This is a genomic window from Amycolatopsis sp. PS_44_ISF1, from assembly GCF_032335455.1.
Taxonomy (GTDB): domain Bacteria; phylum Actinomycetota; class Actinomycetes; order Mycobacteriales; family Pseudonocardiaceae; genus Amycolatopsis.
In genome coordinates, this window is sequence record NZ_JANUXO010000002.1 from 239,430 (window position 1) to 262,497 (window position 23,068).

Consider the following 23,068-nt stretch of genomic DNA (forward strand, 5'->3'; position numbering starts at 1 on the left):
CCAGGTTCGCCGCGGGCCGGTGGTCACGACCTCGTCCTGGTCGGGCGGCCCGGGTCACCCGCTGCGCTCGGTCGGGGCGGCGAGGCCCGCGGCCGCGATGTGGGCGTTGTCCAGACAAGCCCGCAACTGCGAGGACAACCCGGCGGCCCGGGCCAGCCAGAGCCCGGTCGTGGCCGCCGCGGCGGGGGTGTCCCCGCGGAACGGCCCGTCGACGGACTCGACTTCGGTGCCCGGCTGCAGCAGGCGCAGGGCCAGACCGGCGAGCACCTGGTCGATCGCCGTGATCGAGGCCGACATGTTCGCCAGGGCCGTCCCGATCTCGGCGGGTTCACGCCACGGTTGTCCCACGGCCTGCCGCAGGCTGTCGCGTGCGGACGCCGTGGTCATCGCGAGGAGTGGTCTGCTCATCCGGCCTTCCCTTCTTCGGCGGGCATTCGGCTCGCGGCCGTCTTCAGTGCGGTGCGGAAGTAGTGGCCGGTCGGGCTGTCGCACTCCGCGAGCCCCTTCGGCGTGCCGGTGTAGAGCACCCGCCCGCCGTCTTCGCCGGCGCCGGGGCCGAGGTCGACCACCCAGTCCGCCGCCGCCACGACGTGCAGCGAGTGCTCGACGACCACCACGGTGCGGCCGTGGTCGACGAGCCGCTCCAGCAGCGCGACCAGCCGCGTCGTGTCGCTGGGGTGCAGGCCCGCCGTGGGCTCGTCGACCAGCAGATCGTCGTCGGTCGCATCGAGCTGGCGGGCCAGTTTCAGGCGCTGGCGTTCGCCACCGGAGAGCGTGTCGAGCGTGCGGCCGCACGCCAGGTGCCCCAGCCCCAGTTCCTCCAGCAGCGCGGCGAGCCGCTCCACCGCCGGGTGCGGCACGTAGCGGGTCAGCGCCGAGACGGGGGTGTCGAGGACTTCCGCCACGGTCCGCCCGTCGAGCCTCGGCCCCCGGGCCTCGGCGCGGAACCCGGTGGCGTCGCAGTGTTCGCACGGGGTGTCCACGTCCTCCAGGAACGCGAGGTCGGTCCGCCGCACGCCCGTGCCGTGGCAGAACGGGCACCCGCCCTGCGAACGCGGGTTGAACAGCTTCGGCGGCTGCCCGCTGGCCTCCGCGAACGCGCGCTGGACCGGATCGGCCAGGCCCAGCCACGTGCCCACGGTCGAGCGCGAGGTCGCCACGATCTGGCTCTGGTCGACCATGGTGAAGCACGGGTGCCGCTCGATGATTTCCCGCGCCAGGGTCGACTTCCCCGATCCGGCGACTCCGGTGATCACCGAAAGCACCCCGGTGGGCACGTCCACGTCGATCCCGGCGAGGGTGTGCCGGTCGAGCCCGCGCAGGGGCAGCCAGCCGTCCGGTTCGCGCAGCCCGTCCTTGAGCCGGACGCCCGTGCGCAAGGCCCGCGCGGTGGTCGTGTCCGCTTTCCGCAACGCGGCGGGTGAGCCGTGGAACACCACGCGGCCCCCGGCCTCGCCGGCCCCGGGCCCGAGGTCGATCACGTGGTCCGCGGCTTCCACCACGGCCTGGTGGTGGTCGACCACGAGCACGGTGTTGCCGTGCTCGCGCAACCGGCGCAGCACGTCGACCAGGGACGCGACGTCGGCCGGGTGGAGCCCGTCGGTCGGCTCGTCCAGCACGTAGGTCAGGTCGGTGAGACTCGATCCCAGGTGGCGCACGAGCTTGAGCCGCTGCGACTCCCCGCCCGAGAGCGTCGGCGTCGCGCGGTAGCAGTGCAGGTGGCCGAGCCCGAGGGTGATCATCGACTCCAGGCGCAGCCGCAGCTGGGCCACCAGCGGCCGCGCCCAGGCGTGGTCCACCCGGGCGCAGAACTCGAGCAGACCGGCCGCGTCGCGGTAGCCCAGATCCACAATGGACACACCGTGCACCCGGCTCTCGCGCGCCGCGGCGGCGAGCCTGCTGCCTCCGCAGTCCGGGCACGGGCGCTGCCGGGTCACCTCGGCGAGCGCGGCCCGCACGGCCGGGCCCGGTTTGGCCTCCCGCTCGATCAGCAGCCGCCGGATCCGCGGCACCATCGACTGGTACTTGGCGCTGCGGGGGAAGCGGGGGAGCGGGTCCGGCGGCCGCTGCGTCGGGCCGTGCAGCAGGAACTGCACCAGCTCCTCGGGCCACTCGCGCAGCGGCCGGTCGTTGTCGAAGAATCCGGAGTAGACGTAGCGCTTCCAGATCCACGAGTCGACGGCGAAGCTCGGGAAGACCATGGCGCCGTCGTTGAGCGTGCGGTCGCGGTCGATCATGCGCTCGCCGTCGATGTCGGTCACCGTGCCCAGGCCCGAGCAGACCGGGCACATCCCGGACGGGTCGTTGAACGAGTAGGCCGGCGAGTAGCCCGCCGACGGTTCCCCCAGGCGGGAGAACAACATCCGCAGCATCGTCCACACCTCGGTGGCGGTGCCGACGGTCGAGCGCGAGTTCGTCCCGAGCGGGCGCTGGTCCACCACGACGACGGTGGTCAGCCCCCGCAGCGAACTCGCCTCGGGCTGCGGGTCGTGCGGGAGCTTGCTGCGCACGAACGCCGGCATCGTCGAGTACAGCTGCCGCCGCGATTCCGCGGCGAGCGTCGCGAAAGCCAGCGACGACTTGCCCGACCCCGACACCCCGGTGACCGCCACCAGCCGGTGCTTCGGGATGTCGACGTCCACATCGGCGAGGTTGTGGGTGCGCACGCCCCGGAGGCTGATGGTGTTCGAAGGCATGGGGCCCACCCTAGAGCGCGACGGGCGGCCCGGCTCGCCGGCGTCGTCCTCAGACTCCGGTCAGCGTGGCCACGAATTCGTTCACCGCCAACGGAAGTACCTCCGACTGGGTGACGAGCTCGATGCTGCGCAGGGGGACCGGATCGGTGTCGACGACCCGCACTCCGGGCGGGGCCGCCGCCAGCGAGAGTTCCGGGACGCAGGCCACGGCGAGCCCGTTCGCCACCACCTCCAGCTGGGTCGAGTGGTCCGCCACCGGAAACCCCACCCGCAGCTCCGCTCCGGCCCGGCGCACGAGCTGCGCCAGCGCCGCGTGCGCGTCGGAACCCGGCGGGCAGGAGGTCCAGATCTCGCCGGTCAGCTCGGAAAACGGCACCGTCGGGCGATGGGCCAGCCGGTGCCCGTCGGGCAGCACCAGGCGGGCGCGTTCGGTGAGCAACCGGGTGATGTCCGCTCCGCGCGCGAGCGTCGAGGGCAGGTCGTGCCATGATTCGGCGAGCACGACGTCGAGCGCGTCCTCGTGCAGCGCGCGCAGGTGGTCGACGGTTTCGCCGTCGCACAGCGAAACCCGCACCCGGGGGTGGTTTTCGGTGAACTCGCGCACCCGCGGGAGCAGGAAACCCCGGATGACCGAGGAGACGGCGCCGACCCGCACGGTGCCGTGCAGCTCACCGGTGCGGCCGGCGAGCTCGCGTTCGGCGTGCTCCACCACCCGCGCCACCGTCCGGGCGTGCCCGGCGAGCACGTGCCCCGCGCCGGTCAGCCGCAGGCCCCGGCCGGCCCGTTCGACCAGCACGGCGCCCACTTCCGCCTCCAGCCGGCGCAGGTGCTGCGACACGGCCGGGCCGGTCATGCGCAGGCTCCGCGCGGCCGCCACGACCGATCCGGTCCGGGCGACGGCGTCGAAGACCCGCAACCGGTCCCACGTCCAGTTGTTCATGTACTCCTGCTTAGCAGTACCCGGAAGGAATACGACCTGGACTCGCTGTCGATCACCCGACCACACTAACCCCGTGGCAACCGACACCCGACCCGGCACGACCCCCGACGAACGCGGCCGGCCGCGCACCGAGCGGCGTTCCCGCACCTGGGGCCCCGCCACGCGGGTACTGGCCGGCGCCGGCTGCCTGTCCGCTTCGGCCGTGCTGGTCAAGGTGGCGGCGGTGGACCCGGCCACGTCGGCGTTCCTGCGCTGCGCCATCGCGCTGGTCGTGCTCGCTCCGCTGGCGTGGCGCGAGTACCACCGCTCGGGTCCGCTTTCTCGCCGCGGTGTCGTGGTGGCGCTCATCGCCGGGGTGGCCCTCGGCGCGGACTACGTGATGTGGACGCGCAGTATCTTCGACGTGGGGGCGGGGATCGCGACCGTTCTGATCAACGTCCAGGTGATCGTGCTGCCCCTGCTGGGACTCCTGATCGACCGCGAACGCACCAGCCGGCGCTTCGTGCTGGCCTGCCCGGTGATGCTGGCCGGCATCGTGTTGATCAGCGGGGTTCTGGAGGAGCACGGTTCCGCCTCGAACACCGTGCGCGGCACCGTGTTCGGCGTGCTGGCGGGCGCGGCCTACGCGCTGTACCTCTACCTGACCCGGCGCCAGGGGAAGGCCGAGCCGGGGCGCACCACCACCTCCCTGGCCGTGTCGACCGCGAGCGCCGCGGCCACCTCCGCCGCGCTTTCCCCGCTCAGCAGCGGGATCCATCTGGGCTCGATCGGACCGGGTTCCTGGCTGGCGATGATCGGTCTCGCCGTGCTGGGTCAGGTGCTGGCGTGGTTGCTGATCAACTCCGGTTCCCCGTTGCTGCCGGCCAACCAGACCGCCGCGCTGCTGCTGACCCAGCCGGTCGCGACCGTCGTGCTGAGCCTGCTCGTGCTGGCCGAGGTCCCCTCCGCGCTCGAGGTGGGCGGGATGGTCCTGGTCCTCGCCTCGGTCGCCGTGGCCAACCGCGTGTGGTCGCGGCCCCGCCGCGGCTGAGCGCCACGCGGACGCCCTTCCCTTCACGGCCCACCTCGCGGTGGGCCGTTTTCGGCGCAATTTTTCGCTGTTATCCGGGTCACATACCATATTTATTATGTTTGGAATTCCGGTGGTCGGCGATCGGTTGTTCTTGAGCCTTTTGGCGGTAGCTGCGCGAAACTGCCGCTGATGTACTGGCGTTGCAGCTCATCGGAAACAAACCGACTGGGAAGAGCTACGACCTTGAATCCGGAGACGAAAGCCGATCCGATCGACATTATCGCGCTCCGCAACGACGCGCGCGCACCTATTTCGGCGACCGCCGATGTGCGGCATTACGACGACTACTTCCGCATCGATCGCACCGACGACCCCGTCGCCTGGTGGTCGGGGGCCCAGCGGGTCGCCCGCCTGGTGATCGACGACCTGCCGGCCGCGGAGCTGGACGAGGACCTGCAGGCCGACCTGCTCGGCGGCGTGAGCCGGCTGCTGCTGGCCGGCGGTGCGGTGCGGGCCGGTGGCGGCGCGGCGGTACCGGCCGGTCCGGCGGAGCCGCCGGGGGACGGGACCGCGGCACGGCGGTGGAAGCTCGGTCATCACCTGTTCCACCACATGCTGTCCCTGATGAACTCGCACACCGACGGCTTGGGCGACGCGCTCGGCGATTCCGACTGGATCGCCGTGCGCCTCCTGCTGGGGGAGCTGACCGCCCTCTACGACGCCGCCACCGCGACCATGCACTACGCAGCCGGTTTCCCCGCCACGGCCTACGAGGCGGCCGTGCGCCCGACCATGGAGCCACCGTGGATGCCGCCGGGATTCTCCGGGGTGTTCAACCGCGAGCACGAGGTGCTGCTGGACCGCCTCGCCACCCTGAAACCCCGGTTGCGCGGACGCGCCGCGGAGCGGGGCATGCCGGCCGAGACGGCCAGAACGGCCCGGGCGCTGTGGAAAGCCCAATCGAGGAACCGGCGGGAGCACAAGCTGATTTGCGAGAAGTTCGTCCCCGGCGGTTCATCACTGCTCCAGCAGCATTTCACCGAAAAGAAAGGACGATGAATCCATGGCCATTACCGTGATCGAGCACTGGCGCCTGAAGCGGGAGTTCACCGGCGAGGCGTTCTCCCTGATGCAGAAAATGGACGATCTGCTGGAGGACAACGCGCACGACAGCCCGGGCTGGGCCGGCCACGCCCGGTTCTTCCAGCTCGGTGGGGACCCCAGCCGGGTCATGATGATCTACGCCTGGGACAACCGCGAGGACCACGAGCGCCTGCTGAGCTCCGAAGAGCCCCTGCTGACCGACTTCGTCGCGCAGTACTGCGCCGCGGACCGCGAGGTCGAGTACGCCGAGGAGTTGCCGGTCGATGTATGACCCCACCGAGGACCCCACCGGGGAACCCGCGGCCGGCCTCGGGGACTGGTCCCCCGGGAAGCTGCACGACGAGGGAATCGCCCTGCTCGACCGCCTGTCGGCGCACTTCGGTTCCCTCGACGCGCAACGCGTCCGGCCGGTGGACCTGTCCGAGGACCGGATCTCGGCGCCGTTCCTCGGCCCGCTGCCCGAGCAGGCGACCGGATTCGGGGCCCTGCTCGACCGGACCTGGCGTGACGTGGTCCCCGGGCTCACGCAGTGGAACCACCCGGGTCACCACGCCTACTTCAGCAACAGCTCCTCCGGGCCGGCGATGCTGGGGGAGCTGTTCACCGCCGCGTTCAACGTGAACGTGATGGTGTGGGAATCCGCTCCCGCCGCCGCGGCGGTCGAACGCCAGACGCTCGGCTGGCTCGCGGACCTGTGCGGGCTGCCCTGGCCGGACGCGGATTCGATCCTGGTCGACGGCGCCTCGCTGGCCACCTGCTACGCCCTGTGCGCCGCCCGGCAGCGCCTGGACACCCACAACTGGCGGGAGGAGGGAGCGGCGGGCGGCCCCCGGCTGCGCGTCTACTGCACCGACCAGACGCACAGCTCGATCGGCAAGGCCGCGATCGCGCTGGGCATCGGCACGCACAACGTGGTGCAACTGCCCGCGGACGACGGGATCCTGTCCCCGTCCCGGTTGCGCCGGGCCATCCGCGCGGACCGCTCCCGCGGCTTCCTCCCGCTGGCGGTGGTGGCGAACTTCGGCACGACCAACGTGGCCGCCGTCGACCCGGTCGAGGAGATCACCGAGGTGTGCCGCGAAGAGGGGCTCTGGCTCCACGTGGACGCGGCCTACGGCGGCTTCTGGCGCATCGTGCCGGAAATCGCCGAAGTGCTCCCCTCCCTGGCCGGGGCCGACTCGGTGGTGGCCAACCCGCACAAGGTCCTGTTCTGCCCGATGGAGGCGTCCGCGCTGTTCGTCCGCCACCCGGGCGCGCTGCGGGAGACCTTTTCCCTGGTGCCGGAGTACCTGAGGACCGCGACCGACGAGGACCGGCTCGACCACATGAACTACTCGCTGCAGCTGGGCCGTCAGTTCCGGGCGCTGAAGGTGTGGTGGGTGCTGCAGTCCTTCGGCCGGGCGGGGCTGCGCAGCCGCTTGCGGTTCGCCGTGCACCTGGCGGAAACGCTCATCGAGAAGGTGGCCGAGCACCCGCACTGGCGGCTCGCGCACCGTTCTCCGCTGCCGTTGGTCACGCTGGTCTACGACGACCCCGGGCTGGGGCCCGAGCGGAGCGACCGGGTCGCGGAGCAGGTGCAGCGGCTGGTCAACGCCGAGGGGACGAGCGCCATTTCCCACACGCGGTACGGCGGGCGCTACGCGCTGCGCGTGTCCATCGGCAACATCCACACCGCCCACCGGCACGTCGAGTCCCTGTGGGAATCGATCCGGCGAGCGGAGCAGAACGTGCTGGAAGGAGTCGGCAGTGGAAGTCACGACCGCGAACCCGTCCTCGGTTGACGTCGCCGGTTACCAGCGGCGGGCCGCCCACGCGGGCGTGGTCGGACGCTGGTCCTCGGCGAACGAGAACCTGCCGTGGCGGCCTGAACCCCGTTCCACGCCGCAGCACTGGGACTACCGCACCCTGCGCGCACTCGCGCTCGAAGCCACCGGCTTCGTCCGGGGCGAGGCCGGGGCGCTGCGGGTGCTGACCCTGCTCAACTCGGGCCACCCCGAGCTGGAAGCGACGGCCGGGCACCTGTACTCGGGTCTGCAGGTGCTCGTGCCGGGGGAGGACATGCACAGCCACCGGCATTCCCCCACCGCGGTGCGCTTCGTCCACGAAAGCGACGGGGGCTGGACCGCGGTCGACGGGGAGCGCATGCCGGTCGGTCCCGGTGACGTGGTGCTGACGCCGGCGCTGAAGTGGCACGAGCACGGCAACGGTGGCCGCGGTCCGGTCGTCTGGCAGGACTGCACGGACGATCCCCTGGTCACCGCGCTGGCCGCCAGCCACTTCGAGCTCTTCCCGGTGCGCAGCCACCTCGCCCCGGCCGGTACCGGGGACCCCGCGCCGGTGCTGCCCGCCGTGGAAGGCCATGAAGCGGGGACACTGCTGCACCGGTGGCAGCACGTGCGCGCCGCGCTGGCCGATCTCGGCGCGGCGGGCCGCGGCTGGGCCGAACTGCGGCTGGGCGGCCCGCACGGCGCACCGGACCTCAGCCCGACGGTGGCGGCGCGCTTCCTCGCCGTCGAACCCGGGACGACCACCCCCGCCCGCCGGCACACCGGGGCCGCGGTGCTGATCGTGGCGGCCGGCGCGGTGACGGTCGTGGTCGGGGAGACGACGTTCGCCGCGCGGCGCGGTGACACGGTCGCGGTGCCTTCGTGGGCGTGGTGGTCGCTCGGCAACGCCGGGGCCGAACCGGCGGTGGTGTTCGCCTACGACGAAACCCCGCTGATGCGGGGCGCCGGGCTCCATCGAACCGAGACCGAGGAGAACAGATGACCAGGATCGCCATCCTGCTGGCGTCCGCGGAGGCCTTGCTCCTGGCCGACGGGACCAGCCGGCCGTGCGGGTTCTGGGCCGAGGAGGTCGTGGGACCGTGGCGGCGGTTCACCGAGCACGGCGCCGAAGTGGTCGTCACCACTCCGGATGGAGCGCCGGCGCCGGTGGAAAAGGCCAGCCTGGTGCCGGAAACGGCTTCGTTGAGCCCCGAAGAGTGCAGCCGCTTGAGCGACTTCCTGGACCGGCACGCCCGCGAACTCGGGGCTCCCCGGCGCGCGGACGAGCTCGATGTGTCCACCGTGGACGGTCTCTACGTCCCCGGGGGCTATGCCCCGCTGGCGCAACTGCACACCCACCCCGCGGTCAAGACCCTGCTCGGTGCGGCGCTGGACGGCGGCCGTCCGATCGCGACCGTGTGCCACGGCACAGCGGCCCTGTTGTCGTTGCACGAACCCGGCCACCGCTGGCCCTTCGCCGGGCAGGCGCTGACGGGTTTCTCCGACGCCGAAGAGGACACGGTGGGGATGGCCGGGAAGCTGGCCTGGACGCTGCAGGCCGCGCTCACCGGGGCCGGCGGTGAGTACCGCAGCGGACCCCCGTGGGCGGAGCACGTCCTGGAGCACCCCAAGCTGATCACGGGACAGAACCCCGCATCGGCCGACCAGGTGGCCCTTGCGTTGATCGAGCAGCTCGGCTAGTTCCGATCGGCCGCCGAGGCGGGCACGGGTTCCCGTGCCCGCCTCGACGGTGCCCGGAGGACTCCTGCGCGATCAGCCCTTCCCTCGAAAGCGCCGAAGTTTCCCGTAGCGTCGCTTGTATTGTCCGCTGGAAGTCAGGAATATCGGTCGGCGGGGATCGTCGTGGTGGCGGTCGGCCTGGCGCTGCTCGGTACCGCCTTGGTCGTCGGTGCCGCGCTGCTGGGGATGACCGGTATCAACTGGGTGGTGGAGTACTCGGGGTACCTCTACCGCGTCGCCCGGGGGCGGGTTCCTCGCTTGCCGGATCGTGAGCATCGGCCACGGCGCAGGTGGGGGAGAGGTGCGCAAGCCCGTCCCCGGCGTGGTGGTGATCCGGGCCGTCTTCCTAGTCCTCGCGCGTGGGCGTGGACAGGGTGAACGGTTCCATCGCCACCAGTCCCGTCTCGCGGGACTGTTCGAGGGTGGCCGAGGCGGTCTCCCCGTCGACGTCGATGGTCATCACCGCGTTGCCGAAGAAGGGACCGGCGATGCGGTCCCAGGCCACCGGCAGCAGGGTCAGGCCCGCGCGCCGGGCCCACCAGCGCGAAAGCGCGGCCAGCGGCGCCCACCACCCGGCGCGGAAGACCAGGGTCATGATCCGGGGGACCGAGTTGTGCAGCGGGGAGCACACGAGCTGGTGCACCGGCGCGGCGGGCTGGTCCGGGTAGCGCGCACGGGCGGCGTAGGCGTGGTGCACGTCGCCGGAGAGCACGCTGACCGACCGGGAACCGCGGTCGGCGACCTCGCGGATCAGGCCGGCGAGCTGATCGAAGGAAGCCCGGAAGGCGGGCCAGTGCTCCAGGTCCAGCGCCCGCCGGAGCCATTCGGCGAACCGGCCGCGCCGCCCGCCGCGATCGCAGGCCCGTTCGTTGATCGACTGCAGGTGGGACAGGGCGGTCGGCATCAGCCAGGGCAGCGTCGTGCCGATCAGCAGGTGTTCGTAGTCGCCCTCGGCCTGGTCGGAGATCCAGGCGAACTCCGCCTCGCCGACCATCGACCGGACCGGGCCGGCCAGGATGCGCCCGGCGCGGGAATCGATCACCAGCAGCCGCACCGGTCCGAAGTCGCGGCGGTAGGACCAGCGGGTGCCCTTGGCGCCGTCGGCCTCGGCGTCGGCGCGGTCCGCGAAATCCCGCAGCAGGCTCTCGTTGTCCCGCCCCGAGGTGGTGACCTCGGCGAACAGCGCGTCTTCGGCGAGTTCGGCCGGCCCCAGGTTGCCGAGGTGCTGGTAGACCCAGTACGACACCAGCCCGCCGCGGATCCGCTCCGGCCACCACGGGGTGCGCGCCATGTCCTCGCGCCAGGACCGGGAGGTGTTCCAGTCGTCGCAGACGTCGTGGTCGTCGAAGATCATCGAGGTGGGCACGGTGGACATGAACCAGCGCAGCAGCGGGGTGCTCCAGGTCTCCCGGTAGAGGTGGGTGTACTCCTCGAAGTCGGCGACCTCGGCGCCGGGGCCCTGCTCGACGTCGCGGCGCCGGGCGATCCACTCCTGCGTCTGGGCAGTCGTCTCGTCGGCGTAGACCTGGTCGCCGAGCAGGAGCAGGGACTCGGGCCACTCCCGCTCGTCGAGGGTGGTCATGCGGCGGGCGTAGGCGATCAGCGCGTCGGGTCCGGCGGCGTCCTCTTCGCGCGCCTTGCGGCAGGAACCGAACACCAGCCGGAACTCGCCGCCCTGGGCCAGGGTCCGGATCCGGCTCGCCGGCAGCGTGCTGCCCGCCGGTGGCCAGTGCGGCTCACCGTCGAGGCGGACCTGGTAGAGGATGCTCGATCCGGGTTCCAGCCCGGTGAGCACGACCAGCGCGTAGAAGTGCCCGGCGACCTCGAACGTCGGAGTGGTGCGGCCCAGGATTTCGACCTCGCAGGCCTGCCCGGTCTCCACCCAGATGGTGGCCGAGGTCGCGTCGACGTGCCGGAGCAGCGGACCGAGGAGCAGTTCGGTCACTCGACGCCGCCGTCTCGCACAGTTGCCTCCCAGAACTCGCCCGAAGAATCGGGAGAATGCTCGCATCCCGTCACCCGAGCGGGTCAATCGGGCCGGTCCGGCGGCCGGGCTCGGCGACCGGCTCGGTCCAGCGAGGTCGGCCTCCAGCCCGACCCGGCCCGACACCGGGCGAACTTCAGGAACGGCGCCGCCGCAGGAACAAGACCCAGTGGTAGCCGCTGCTCAGGATGAAGAACACGCCGATCCCGACGTCGAGCCAGCTCTTCCCGGTCATCGGCCCGCTGCCGAGTCCGAGATAGAGCCAGCCGCCCCCGATGAGCACCCACATCACCGCGAGGATCAGCGCCACCTTCGCCGGCAGGGAGCCCCCACCCCGTTTGGTCGTAACCATCCCCCACATCCCCCTCATCGCCGGGCCCGTCGCTTCCCGACACTGCCAGCTACCCGAACGCGCCGTCGATCAATCGGCGGGCCTTGGCGGGTGGGGGGAGCGGTTTGCGGGCCGACCGGATTACGCACAGCGTAAATGATCGAAAGTGATCGAAAAGCCGACTATTGCGCATTTTTAGTCATCTCGGTACTGTCCACCTCGATACTCTCCGTGGTCTGAACCACTTCTCCGGATGGAGTGATCGGCATGGGTGTGCGAAGGTCCTGGTCCGGGTTGGTGGTGGTGGCCGCCGTGGTGCTGTCCGTGCTGGCCGTGCTGGCCGTGCCGGTGGTCCCGGCGCGGGCGGACGCGGGCGACGCGGCGGCGACGGCGGTGCTGACGCGCACGATCGGCGCACGAGCCGCCGGTCAGCTCCACCTCGCGATGGTGCCGGGCCGCGGCGCGGAGAGCTTCACGATCTCGGGCCGGGCGGGTGCGGTGCAGGTCCGGGCGAACACGCGCAGCGCGCTGCTGATGGGGGCGGGCTGGTACCTGAAGTACGTCGCCCACGCGGACGTCAACCTGGGCACCGGCACACCCCGGCTGCCGGGACGGCTGCCGGCGCCGCGCGCTCCGATCACCCAGTCCGCGAACGCGTCGAACCGCTTCGCGCTCAACGACACCAACGACGGCTACACCGACCCGTATGTCTCCTGGGACCAGTGGCAGCACCGCCTCGACGTCCTGGCCCTGCACGGCATCAACGAGGTCTACGTGACGCCGGGGGTGGAAGCGGTCTACGAGCGGCTGTTCACCGCGCACGGCTATTCGGCGGCGCAGCTGCGGGCGTGGATCCCGCAGCCGGCGCACCAGCCGTGGTGGCTGCTGCAGAACCTGTCCAGCGACCAGGCGCCGCTGACCCAGAAGCTGATCGACGACCGGGCCCGCCTGGGCCGCCGGATCACCGACCGGGTCCGGGAGCTGGGTATGACGCCGGTGCTGCCGGGCTACTTCGGCACCGTTCCGGCCGACTTCGGCACCCGTGATCCCGGCGCGAACGTCGTGCCGCAAGGCACCTGGGTCGGCTACCGGCGGCCGGGCTGGCTGGACCCGACCACGCCGGACTTCGCCGCGATCGCCGCGGACTACTACCGCATCAGCGACGCGGTGCTCGGACCGTCCACCATGTACAAGATGGATCCTCTGCACGAGGGGGGAAACCCGGGGAACGTGAGCGTGCCCGCCGCGGCCACGGCGATCGAAACGGCGTTGCAGACCGCGCACGAGGGCGCCACCTGGGCCATCCTCGGCTGGCAGAGCAACCCGGCACCGGCCCTGCTCTCCGGGGTCCGGCACAAGGACCGGATGTTCATCGTCGACGGCCTGTCCGACCGCTACCCGGACTGGCACCGGGACGCGGACTGGGGCGGGGTGCCCTACGCCTTCGGGTCCATCTACGACTTCGGCGGGCACACCACCCTCGGGGCGAACCTGGGGGTGTGGCCGGGCCGCTACTTCACCCAGCGGGCCAAGCCGGGGTCGGCGATGAACGGGATCGCGGTCATGCCGGAAGGGTTCGACAACAACCCCGCGGCCTTCGAACTGCTGGCCGAGCTCCCGTGGCACGCGAGCGCTTTCGGCCTGGGCGACTGGCTCGGCGACTACGCCCTCGGCCGGTACGGCACCAGCGCGGCCGCCCCGGCCTGGCGCACGCTGGCCGCCACGGCCTACGCCATGCCCGCGGACGGATGGAGCGAAGCCCAGGACGGGCTGTTCGCCGCGGAGCCGAGCTTGACCGCCACCAATGCCGCCGAATGGTCGCCGGGCTACGTCCGTTACGACCCGGTGGCGTTCGAAGCCGCACTGCCGCAACTGCTCGCCGCGGCCGGTTCCGCTCGCCAGCCCGAGGCTTACGCCTACGACCTCCTCGACGTCGCCCGCCAGGTCGTCGACAACCGCGGCCGCGTGCTGCTGCCGAAGCTCGACGCCGCCTACCGGGCACACGACCTGCCCGGGTTCCGCGCGCTGGCGAACCAGTGGATGCGCCTGCTGGCCGATCTCGACGACCTCGCCGGCAGCAACGCCGCCTTCCTGCTCGGGCCGCGCCTGGCCGAGGCCACCGCCGCGGCGCACAGCCCGGCGGAGGCGGCCACCCTGTGCGCGGACCTGCTGGGGATCGACACGGTCTGGGGTTCGCGGCCCGGGTTCGACGCGGGCCTCGGCGACTACGCCAACCGCGAGTGGCAGGGCCTGGTCGGCGACTACTACGCCGGCCGCTGGCAGAAGTACTTCGCCAGCCTGGAGACCGCCCTGCGCACCGGCACCGCGCCGGCGCCGATCGACTGGTACGCCTACGGTTCGGCGTGGAGCACCGCCCCACACGCCTTTCCGACGCGGCCGCGCGGCGACACCGTCGCCATCGCCCGCCGGGTGGCCGGCGAACTGCGCACCGGTTCGTCCACGCTGGCCGTGTCGGTGACGGCCCAGGGTGGTGTGGTCACCCCGGACACCCCGGTGACCGTCACCGCGAAGATCCGCAATCTGAACGCGCTGGCCCCGGGCACGGACGCCGGGACCGTGGGCATCACCGTGCCCGCCGGTCTGACCGCGACCGCCGACACCCCCACCCGCCCGGGCCGCTTGGCGCCGGGCGCCGAGGCCACCGTCCGCTGGACGGTCCGGCTGAAGACCGCCACCCCGATCAGAACCGCCGTCACGGTCACCGCCGCCGACGCCACCGCGACCCTGAACCTGGTGTCCGGCCACCGGCCCGCGTTGCCGTGGCACCTGGCGAACACCGGTGACGCCGCCTTCGCCGCAGCCGGGGACGAGCTGGCCATCGACACCTCCGGCGCCGACCTGTGGGGCGAGGTCCGGCAGTACGGTGCGATCTACCAGCCGGGCACGTTCGCGGACGGCACCGCCTTGACCGTCCGCGTGGCTTCGATCGACAGCGCGGGCGCCCGCCCGTGGGCCCGCGCCGGACTCCTGGTCGGCGCGGACCTGTCCGGGCCGGCCCCCGCGGGCCTGGTGAACCTGGCCGTGACCCCCGGGAACGGCTGCGTCCTGAGCTGGGCGGCGACCGCCACCGGAGCGCTGGACACCCACCGCGACGTTTCCGGGGTGACCGCGCCGGTGTGGCTGCGCCTCATCCGGCACGGCACCTCGTTCACCGGTCAGTGCAGCTCCGACGGCACGAACTGGACCACCGTCGGCACCGCCGCGCCGGCCGGCACGACCCCCACGCCGGACGCTGGCGTCTTCGCCTCGGCCGCCAATTCGGGCGCGTCGGATCGCTTCACCGCGACCTTCAGCCACTGGGCGATCGCCCCGAGCCGGTGATCGGCCGTCGCAACCGGTAAGTGACCGAGAACAGGCGAAGTCATCCTCGAAGGAGTGGTGGTCCGATGAAGACGAAGCACGGAAAGCGGCTCAAGGTCCGGTTCGTCCTGGCCGCGGCCGTGGCCCTGGCCGCGATCGGCAGCCCGGGCCCGGCGGCCGCTACGCCGAGCCCCGGCGCCGGCTTGACCCCCGGAGGGCTCGCCGGCGTCGACTGGCAGCTGGACGATTCCGGTTCCTCGGGGGCGGTGAACCACCTGTCCTTCCCCTTCACCGTCGAGCAGGACAGCGGCCGGACTCCGTACTACTGGGCCCAGCAGTTCTACTTCGCCAACGGAGAACTCGGCTACACCGGCGTCCAGCCGGGCGGAGGCGGCCGGTTCCTGTTCTCCGTCTTCGGCTCCGGCCCCACCACCACCGATGCGCAGTGCTCCGACGGGGCCGACGGCGGGGCGGGCGTGAGCTGCGCGGTCTCCCTGGCCTACACCAAGGGCCAGACCTACCGCCTGCTCGTGGACCACACCTCGGGCACCACTTGGGCGGGTACGGTGCTGAACGCGAGCACGGGCGCACGCACGCACATCGGGTCCTGGTCCGTGCCCGGTTCCTGGGGATCGCTGCAGGCCAGCGGGAACGGTTTCGTCGAGTACTACGCCGCCGCTTCGAGCTGCCAAGCCGTCCCGCTCGGCGCGGCGGTGTTCGGCGACGTCAGCTCGTCCGACGCCGGACCGGGAACCAGCACCGCGGGCGAAGCCTACGGAACCTGCAAGGGCCTCACCCCGGTGACCTACACCGCGGTCAGCGGTGGTCTGCGGGTCACCACGGGCCGGTGAGCCGAGGCGGTGGCGGCCGTTTCCGCGGAAACGGCCGCCACCGCCGTCCTGCCCGCGCGGCGCAAGGCGCCGGTGCGCCGGCCGGGTCATTCCGTGGGCCGGGTCATTCCGTGCGCAGTGCGTCCAGCCGGGTCGCCTGACGCAGCAACGGTACGCTCAGCCCGGTCACCAGCAGGACCGTGGCCACCGTGGCGCCCGCCAGCACCAGCAGCACCGGCACGTCGATCAGGACGGGCCGGTCGGCCAGCCGCAGGATCGGCGCAGTCAGCCCGAGTCCCGCCGCGACCGCCAGCCCGACGCCGACCACGACCGGGATCGCGGTCTGCCACAGCGATCCGCGGGCCAGTACCCCGATCGGCACGCCGGCCGCGGAGAGCGCGGCGAGCGGCCGCCGTCGTTCGCTGATCTGCTCGATCGACAGCATCAGCAGGCTCATCGCGGCCACCGCGAACACGAACAGCGACGCGGTGATCAGCACCGCGCGGAACCGATCCATCATCTGCCGGTCGCGGAGGCGGAAGCCGTCGAGGTAGTCGGTTCGGGCCGTCGTGGCGTTCCACGTGAGCGGTTTGACCGCCCGCGCGACGTTGTCGGCCAGCGCTTGCGGGTCCCCGGTACCCGACACGTAGACCTCGACCGAGGATTCCGGCAGGGCGAGACCGCCGAGCGCGCCCGGCGTGATCAGCAGCGTGCTGTCGGTCGAGCGGGCCGGGTCGTCCGACCGGACGGACTTCACCGGGCCCGGGATAGTCCACTGTGGACCTTGCGCGTGGTCGTAGTACAGGGGGCTCTGCAACTGCACCGGGCCGGTCGGGGCCGAAGCGCTCGGCGACGACGCGAGGTAGAAGACGTCACCGTCGGCGCAGTCGCCGAGGTCGGCGACGGTCTCGAGCGCCACGCAATCGCCGACCGTGCCGGAGCTCGTCTCGGTCCCGGAGCGGATGGAAAGGAAGCGGGCCGGGTGCGTTCCGGTGACTCCGGGCGCCGACCCGGCCAGTTCGGCGGCTTCGGCTTCGTGCGCCGTGTTCGTCGCCACCCGCACCGGGGCCCCCGCCACCCCGCGGGGGGACCCCTGCGGCCGGTCGGCGCCGCCGAGTGAGGTGAGCACGCCTTGGACCAGGATCGTCCCGGCCAGCACCACGACCAGTCCGGACACCACGCGGCTGGCGGTGCCGCTGTCCAGTTGCAGCCGCCGGATCGCGAGCTGCCAGGACGGCGGACCGCTGTGCAGCCGCTGCACGAGCCGCTCGACCAGCCACGGGAGCAGCGCCGTCACGCCCACGAGCAGGAGCACGCTACCGGTCGCGAGCGCCGTCCCGCTGACGATTTCGCCCGCCCCCCGGTCGAGGGGCAGGGTGGCGGCCAGGAGCAGCGCGCCGATCGCGGTGAGCGTCCAGCGCCACCCCATCCGCCGCCGCACCGGCTTGCCCCGGCGGACCACGCCGAGCGGTTCCACGATCGTGCGGCGCAGCCCGAACAGCGCCGAACCGACCGCGAGCCCGGGCACCAGCAGGACGATCACCGCGACCGGCGGCCACGACGGAACGAAGTCCGCCGGGAAGACCCGCAGGCCGAGGGGCAGGTGGTCGCCGATGATCGGGCGCAGCACCGCGAAGAACGCGATGCCGGCCGCGAGCCCGATCACCGCCCCGGCCAGTGACTCGGCCGCGGCGACCCGCTTGACCTGCCGGGAGCCGAGGCCGAGCAACCGCAGTGCGGCGAGCCGGCGTTCCCGCTGCGCCGCGCCCATCCGTGACGCGGTGGTCACGAAGATCAGCAAGGGCAGCAGCAGCACCGCCACGATCGGCACGATCAGGGCCAGCGTGGCCGCCGGCAGCCCGAGTCCGGTGTAGGGCCGGCCGAACGCGTAGACCGCGGAGTTCGCGTCGCCTTCGGCCTGGATCTGCACGGCGGGCGCTCCGTAGTACGCGCGCAGGTCACCGGCGGAGGCCACCCCGTCCTGCGAAAGCCGGCCGACGACGTGCCCGGGTAGCTGGGCCTGCATCGAAGCGCCGCCGGCCTCAGTCAGCTTCGCGGCCAGCTCCGGCGAGACGACGAGCTCACCGGGCGCGGGCAGCCGGTCCAGGCCCGGGGGCAGCGGCGAACCCGGACCGGTCGCCGCGACCGCGGTCACCGTGACGAAGTCGTCGTCGACGGCGAGATACCAGTCGTGGGTCAGCAGCGGGTCGGTGCCCGCGCGCGGCTCGGTGACCGGATGGAGCGCCGCCGCGCGTTCGGCCTGCGCATCGGCCACGTGCCGGGCCGCCGCCGCGGACAGCAGCACGGTGACCGCGAGCGCGATCCCGAACGCGGTCATCACCAGGCGCAGCAGCGCCGCGCCGGACATCCGGCCGCCCCCGACGGCCAGCCGGAGCCCCAGCGTCAGATCCCGCATCACGCGACCAGCTCCCGGTCGACCGTGCGCCCGTCCCGCACCACGATCTCGCGGTCGGAGTAGGCCGCCACCCGCGGCTCGTGGGTCACCAGCACCACCGCGGCGTGCGTTTCCCGCGCCGCGGTGGTGAGCAGCCGCATGACCTTCTCGCCGTTGAGCGAATCGAGCGCGCCGGTCGGCTCGTCCGCGAAGACCACCTTCGGCCGGGTCACCAGCGCCCGCGCCACCGCGACCCGCTGGGCCTGCCCGCCCGACACGTCCCCGGGCCGGCGCCGGGCCAGCCCGTCGACCTCCAGCCGGGCGAGCCACGCGGTCGCCTCGGCTTCGGCCTGCTTCCGCTTGGACCCGGTCAGCCGGAGCGGGAGGGCGACGTTCTCCAGGCAGGACAGTTCGGGCACGAGCTGCCCGAACTGGAAGACGAACCCGAATTCGGTGCGCCGCAGCGCACTGCGTCTCCGGTCGTCCAGCCCGGCGAGGTCGGTGCCGGAGTAGGTGATGGTGCCCGCGTCCGGCCGGACGATGCCGGCGAGGCAGTGCAGCAACGTCGATTTGCCCGACCCGGACGAGCCCATGATCGCGAGCACTTCCCCCGCCGAGACCGACAGCGCGGCCCCGTCGAGCGCCTTCGTCGGACCGAACGACTTGTGGATCCCGTCGCCCGCGAGCAACGGCGTTCCCGGCTCGGTCATCAGCGCACCGCCTTCTCGAGTTCGCCGAGGCGCGCGGCGGTGAGCTCCAGCCACCGCAGGTCCGCCTCGAGGTGGAACAGCGCGTGGTCGCAGACGAGCTGATCGGCGAGGTCGCCCTGGTTCTTGCGCCGGGTGAGCGAACGCATGACGTTCAGGTGCTCGCTGCGCTGCCCGTCGAGCACGGCGGAGGCGCTGCGTCCGGACAGCAGCGCGAGCACCACTTTCGTGTAGAGCGAGTTCTGCAGGTAGGGCTGCGGGTCCTCCGGAGTGCGCAGCCACCGGTCGACGTCGGTGATCCCCGCGTCGGTGATGGTGTAGCGCTTGCGCTCCGGCCCCTCGCCGCTCTCGACCCCCGCCACCTCGACCAGGCCGTTGCGCAGCAGCCGCGACAACGTGGCGTAAACCTGGCCGTAGCCGAGCGGGCGGCCCTGCCCGAACCGCTGGTCGTACGTTCGTTTCAGGTCGTAACCGTGTCGCGGGCCCGGTTCGAGCAACGCGAGCAAGGTCTGTGAAACCGACATCCGTGGTCCCTCCTCGATCCCGGGATTCCGGGCGTGAAGAGGACTATACCCGACGCGTATACCGTGTGTGTATACACCGGCGTAGTAGCGGCGGCCGGAGCCAGCGCCGGTTGCCGCTTCCGGGCCGGGCCCGGAAGCGGCAGCGAGGTCGTCCCGGGCTTCGCCGGTGACCGTTCAGGCGGCGCCGGAAGTGGCCGTTGAGTAGACCTCCATCTCGTACAGGGAGTAGCCGTAGCCGGTGGCGCGGGCGGTGCCCTGCAGGCGCACGTAGCGTGCGGTGGCGGACAGGCCGGTGACCTCGTCGGTGCCGCCGTCGCCGGTGGTGGTGCGGTAGACGGTGGTCCAGGCGGTGCCGTCGGTGGAGGTCTGGATTTCGTAGCCGGTGCCGTAGGCGGCTTCCCAGGACAGCTTGACGCGGTCGACGGGGCGGGGGCGGCCGAGGTCGACCTGGATCCATTCGTCGTCGGTGTGGGCGCTGGACCAGCGGGTGCCGTAGTCGCCGTCGGTGGCGTCGGTGGCCGGGAACGCGGCGGTCTCGGTGCTGGAGGCGGTGGTGGGCCGGCCGAAGGCGAGGTTCCCGGGCTGGGCGGTGACCGGCCAGTCCGGGTTGTGCCCGACCGCCCCGATCACGCCGGTGAACGCGGACCAGGTGGGCACGAGCTTGGGCGAGCCCCACACCTGCTGGGCCAGCATCCGCAGCGGGTCGCGAAGTCCGGCGGCGATCTGGGTTTCGGTTTCGGCGGCGGGGTTGTCGGCCCACACGTGGATCAGCGAGCCGCGGTTGCGGCTGGGGTCGGTGAGGGTCTGGCCGCCCTGGAAGGTGTTGGGCGTCCAGCTTTCGTAGCCCCAGGTGGTGTCCGGCTTCGGTCCGCCGAGCACGTAGTAGGTGGGGGAGTAGCTGTCGTTGGCGACGGTGTGCCCGGCGTCGACGAGCTGTTGCGGGGAAAGGCCGTAGTCGTACCAGAATTCGACGGTGATGTCCCGGTCCGGGGTGATGGTGCCGTCGCCGGAACGGATGCCGTCGTTCCACATGCGGGTGGTTTTGCCGCCGGCGCGGACGATGTCGTCGGCCCAGTTGACGAAGCCGTAGTAGGTGTCCTTGGCGGTGGCGTTCGCGCCGTAGTGGGCGCGGGCGTAGGTCAGGAGCTGGGGGTAGTTGGCGTAGTCGGTGATGTACTCGTCGGCGCCGATGTGCCAGTAGGGCGCGGGGAACAGCGGCAGGTACTCGGTGATGAGGTCCTTCAGCAGCGGGTAGGCGGCGGCGTTGGAGAGGTCGATGAAGCCGTTGTTGACGGTGCCGTCGCGGCCGGTCAGCTTCAGATCGGGGTGCGCGGCCAGCACGGTGTCCAGGTGACCGGGCATGTCGATCTCCGGGATAACCGTGATGTGGTAGCGGGCGGCCAGGGCGATCAGCGCGGTGACCTGCTGCTTGGTCAGGTGGTCGGGGGAGACGATCTCGGGGTGCCTGCTGCTTTCGATGCGGAAGCCGAGGTTGTCGGACAGGTGCAGGTGCAGCACGTTCAGCTTGAGGTAGGCCAGTTCCTTGACCTCGGCGGCCAGCCAGGCGGGGGTGAAGTACTTGCGCCCGGCGTCGACCATCAGTCCGCGTTCGGGGTAGCTGGGCCAGTCGCGGGCCCGGCCCCGCGGCACGGCGAAACTTTGGTGCAGCAGTTGCAGCACGGTCCGGGTGCCTTCGAACACCCCGCCTTCGGTGCGGGCGGTGATGTTGATCCGGTCGGTGATGGCCAGGGCGTAGCCCTCGGATCCGAGGTCGTGGTCGGTGCTGCCCAGTGAAAGGAAGATATCTCCGGGGTGCGCGGACGCGGCCGTCCCGGTCACTTGGCGGGGAGCGTGTCCGCTCAACGCGCCGAGGTCTTCGGCGAAGGTGGCGCTGTCACCGGCGAGCGCTGCCGCATCGGCGGTGTTGCGCACGATGCGGGTGCCGGCGGTGAAGGTGAAGCTGCCGCTGCTCCCGGTCCAGTTCCGCAGGGCCGGAATGGTCTTCGGCGCGACGCCGGCCGCCTCGGCCGCAGGGGCGACGACCCCGGTGAGGACCCCCACCGCGCCGGCGAGGAGGACGACGGTCGCGGATCTGAACAGCTGGCGCAGCGGCGTCATGGCGGCTCCCGAGCTCGGTGGGGTGTGGTCCAGACCACTCCAGTGCACCTCACTTGCAGGATAAATGTCAATAGATGATGGGAATCTGTGGTTTTGGATCATCTTCGAGCAGGATCGATCCGTGGTTGCCGATCAGGCGGGTAAAGCTCGCGCTCGCGCGGAGAAAAGCCGCGGCGGCGGTACCCCGTTCGCCGAGGATCGCGCTGCGGAGGAGGGGGCCGGTGGATCACCGTGCCCGGGGGTATCCCTGGTTTGGCGCGATCCGGGGTGCGGCGAGGAGCGCGCTGTGGCTCGGGTCGTGGGTGGAAGGGGGCTTGTGTGAAGGGTCGGGGGACCGGTTGTTCGGTGTTCACCAGGTGACGGGCATGGTGCGGGGTCCGCGTACGAGTGCTTGGTTGCGCCAGGTGGTGTCGCCGGTGAGGCGGAGGTGGGGGAAGCGGGTGAGTAGTGCGGGGAGGGCTTCGGTGAGTTCGAGGCGGGCGAGGGGGGCGCCGATGCAGTGGTGGATGCCGTGGCCGAAACCGAGGTGGGGGGTTTCGGTGCGGGTGAGGTCGAGGTGGTGTGGCTGGGTGAAGTGGCGGGGGTCGTGGTTGGCGGCTCCGGAGGCGACGAGCACGGGTTCGCCGGCGTGGATGAGGGTGCCGCCGATGGTGATGTCTTCGGTGGCGTAGCGCGGAAAGCTGGCGGCGTTGGTGAGGGGTACGAAGCGCAGGAGTTCTTCGACGGCGGTGCGGATGAGGGCTGGGTTTTCGCGGAGGCGGCGGGCTTGGGCGGGGTGGTCGAGCAGGACGTGGACGAAGTTGGCCATTTGGCTGACGGTGGTTTCGTGTCCGGCCACGAGCAGGTTGACGCACAGGTCGACGAGTTCGGGTTCGCTGAGGTGGTGGCCGGTGTCGTGGGCGTCGGTGAGGGTGGTGATCAGGTCGGGCCGGGGGTGGCGGCGGCGGTGGTGGATCAGTTCGGACATGTAGGCGTGGAGCTCGTTTTGGCCGGTGTCGTATTCGGGTTGGGTCATGCCGCTGGTGGTGAGGGCTTCTTCGCTCCAGCGCCGGAAGCGGGGGTGGTCCTTTTCGGGGACGCCGAGGATGCGGCAGATGACGGTGACCGGAATGGGCAGGGCGTAGTGTTCGATGAGGTCGGCCGGTGGGCCGGTGGTGTCCATCCGGTCGAGGAATTCGTGAACGATGCGGCGGATCCGGGGGCGGAGGTTTTCGATTCGGCGCGTGGTGAACGCTGGGGTGATCAGGGTGCGCAGCCGGGTGTGGTCGGGTGGGTCGACGCCCAGCAGGCCGCTTCGGCGCCGTACCGGTGAGGTGCGTGGTTCGCCGGGGTGTTGCGCGTCGGAGCGGCTGAAGCGCCGGTCGCCGAGGACCCGGCGGGCGTCGGTGTAGCGGGTGACCAGCCAGGCCGGTTCGCCGTGGGCCAGACGGACGCGTAGCAGTCCGTCGCGTTGCTGGGCTCGGGCGTAGTCGCCGGCGATGCGGAGACCGGGGTTGTGGTCGAAGGGGTAGGGCGCGGGGCCTGGTTCTGGGGTGGTCATCTCCGACCTCGCTGGGGGAGGGGTGCGCCGGTGGGTGCCGGGTTCCCGGCCGGGGGGCGT

General features: G+C 71.8%; 18 protein-coding genes. 8 read left to right on the forward strand and 10 right to left on the reverse strand.

Annotated features, from left to right (window positions below):
- Window positions 1–54: 54 nt before the first annotated feature.
- The 3 genes from NYF13_RS15895 to NYF13_RS15905 are packed head-to-tail and all read right to left on the reverse strand — an operon-like array spanning window position 55 to window position 3,636.
- Window positions 55–408 (reverse strand): hypothetical protein, encoded by a 354-nt coding sequence (locus NYF13_RS15895; RefSeq protein WP_315657633.1) that lies wholly within the window; start codon window positions 406–408, stop codon window positions 55–57.
- Window positions 405–2,696, reverse strand: a complete 2,292-nt coding sequence (locus NYF13_RS15900) for an ATP-binding cassette domain-containing protein (RefSeq protein ID WP_315657634.1) — start codon at window positions 2,694–2,696, stop codon at window positions 405–407. The genes NYF13_RS15895 and NYF13_RS15900 overlap by 4 nt, the downstream gene beginning before the upstream one ends.
- A gap of 49 nt (window positions 2,697–2,745) precedes the next feature.
- Window positions 2,746–3,636 (reverse strand): LysR family transcriptional regulator, encoded by an 891-nt coding sequence (locus NYF13_RS15905; RefSeq protein ID WP_315657636.1) that lies wholly within the window; start codon window positions 3,634–3,636, stop codon window positions 2,746–2,748.
- A gap of 73 nt (window positions 3,637–3,709) precedes the next feature.
- Here NYF13_RS15905 and NYF13_RS15910 point away from each other — a divergent pair, with 73 nt between their 5' ends.
- From NYF13_RS15910 to NYF13_RS15935, 6 genes are all read left to right on the forward strand, one after another.
- A complete protein-coding gene (locus tag NYF13_RS15910; protein ID WP_315657639.1) occupies window positions 3,710–4,666 on the forward strand; it encodes a DMT family transporter in 957 nt (318 codons plus the stop codon).
- A 225-nt stretch (window positions 4,667–4,891) separates the two neighbouring features.
- Window positions 4,892–5,707, forward strand: a complete 816-nt coding sequence (locus NYF13_RS15915) for a hypothetical protein (protein ID WP_315657641.1) — start codon at window positions 4,892–4,894, stop codon at window positions 5,705–5,707.
- A gap of 4 nt (window positions 5,708–5,711) precedes the next feature.
- A complete protein-coding gene (locus tag NYF13_RS15920) occupies window positions 5,712–6,023 on the forward strand; it encodes a hypothetical protein (RefSeq protein ID WP_315657643.1) in 312 nt (103 codons plus the stop codon).
- Complete coding sequence (locus NYF13_RS15925) at window positions 6,016–7,533, forward strand: pyridoxal-dependent decarboxylase (RefSeq protein WP_315657645.1); 1,518 nt, start codon at window positions 6,016–6,018, stop codon at window positions 7,531–7,533. Before NYF13_RS15920 ends, NYF13_RS15925 begins: the two co-directional genes overlap by 8 nt.
- The gene (locus NYF13_RS15930; protein WP_315657647.1) at window positions 7,499–8,521 is read left to right on the forward strand and encodes a cupin domain-containing protein; all 1,023 of its coding nucleotides are present in this window, start codon (window positions 7,499–7,501) and stop codon (window positions 8,519–8,521) included. The genes NYF13_RS15925 and NYF13_RS15930 overlap by 35 nt, the downstream gene beginning before the upstream one ends.
- Window positions 8,518–9,219, forward strand: coding sequence for a type 1 glutamine amidotransferase domain-containing protein (locus NYF13_RS15935; protein ID WP_315657649.1), 702 nt, complete (start codon window positions 8,518–8,520; stop codon window positions 9,217–9,219). The genes NYF13_RS15930 and NYF13_RS15935 overlap by 4 nt, the downstream gene beginning before the upstream one ends.
- A gap of 385 nt (window positions 9,220–9,604) precedes the next feature.
- Here NYF13_RS15935 and NYF13_RS15940 read toward each other — a convergent pair whose 3' ends face one another.
- Both NYF13_RS15940 and NYF13_RS15945 read right to left on the reverse strand, forming a co-directional pair.
- On the reverse strand, window positions 9,605–11,203 hold the full coding sequence (locus tag NYF13_RS15940) for an alkaline phosphatase D family protein (RefSeq protein WP_315657651.1): 1,599 nt from the start codon (window positions 11,201–11,203) through the stop codon (window positions 9,605–9,607).
- Window positions 11,204–11,378: 175 nt separating this feature from the next.
- Window positions 11,379–11,594, reverse strand: a complete 216-nt coding sequence (locus NYF13_RS15945) for a hypothetical protein (RefSeq protein ID WP_315657654.1) — start codon at window positions 11,592–11,594, stop codon at window positions 11,379–11,381.
- A gap of 246 nt (window positions 11,595–11,840) precedes the next feature.
- Here NYF13_RS15945 and NYF13_RS15950 point away from each other — a divergent pair, with 246 nt between their 5' ends.
- Both NYF13_RS15950 and NYF13_RS15955 read left to right on the forward strand, forming a co-directional pair.
- Window positions 11,841–14,915 (forward strand): alpha-N-acetylglucosaminidase, encoded by a 3,075-nt coding sequence (locus NYF13_RS15950; protein ID WP_315657656.1) that lies wholly within the window; start codon window positions 11,841–11,843, stop codon window positions 14,913–14,915.
- A gap of 65 nt (window positions 14,916–14,980) precedes the next feature.
- Entirely contained in the window at window positions 14,981–15,745 is a 765-nt protein-coding gene (locus NYF13_RS15955) for a DUF3472 domain-containing protein (protein ID WP_315657657.1), read from the forward strand.
- A 103-nt stretch (window positions 15,746–15,848) separates the two neighbouring features.
- On the opposite strand, the gene NYF13_RS15960 is transcribed toward NYF13_RS15955, so the two are convergent.
- The 5 genes from NYF13_RS15960 to NYF13_RS15980 form a co-directional block, all read right to left on the reverse strand.
- Window positions 15,849–18,140: an FtsX-like permease family protein gene (locus NYF13_RS15960; RefSeq protein WP_315657660.1), complete on the reverse strand. Its 2,292-nt coding sequence runs from the start codon at window positions 18,138–18,140 to the stop codon at window positions 15,849–15,851.
- Window positions 18,140–18,829, reverse strand: coding sequence for an ABC transporter ATP-binding protein (locus tag NYF13_RS15965; protein ID WP_315657661.1), 690 nt, complete (start codon window positions 18,827–18,829; stop codon window positions 18,140–18,142). The genes NYF13_RS15960 and NYF13_RS15965 overlap by 1 nt, the downstream gene beginning before the upstream one ends.
- A complete protein-coding gene (locus NYF13_RS15970; RefSeq protein ID WP_315657662.1) occupies window positions 18,829–19,350 on the reverse strand; it encodes a PadR family transcriptional regulator in 522 nt (173 codons plus the stop codon). Before NYF13_RS15970 ends, NYF13_RS15965 begins: the two co-directional genes overlap by 1 nt.
- A gap of 174 nt (window positions 19,351–19,524) precedes the next feature.
- Window positions 19,525–21,468: a family 20 glycosylhydrolase gene (locus NYF13_RS15975; protein ID WP_315657664.1), complete on the reverse strand. Its 1,944-nt coding sequence runs from the start codon at window positions 21,466–21,468 to the stop codon at window positions 19,525–19,527.
- A gap of 349 nt (window positions 21,469–21,817) precedes the next feature.
- A complete protein-coding gene (locus NYF13_RS15980) occupies window positions 21,818–23,008 on the reverse strand; it encodes a cytochrome P450 (protein WP_315657666.1) in 1,191 nt (396 codons plus the stop codon).
- Window positions 23,009–23,068: the final 60 nt, after the last annotated feature.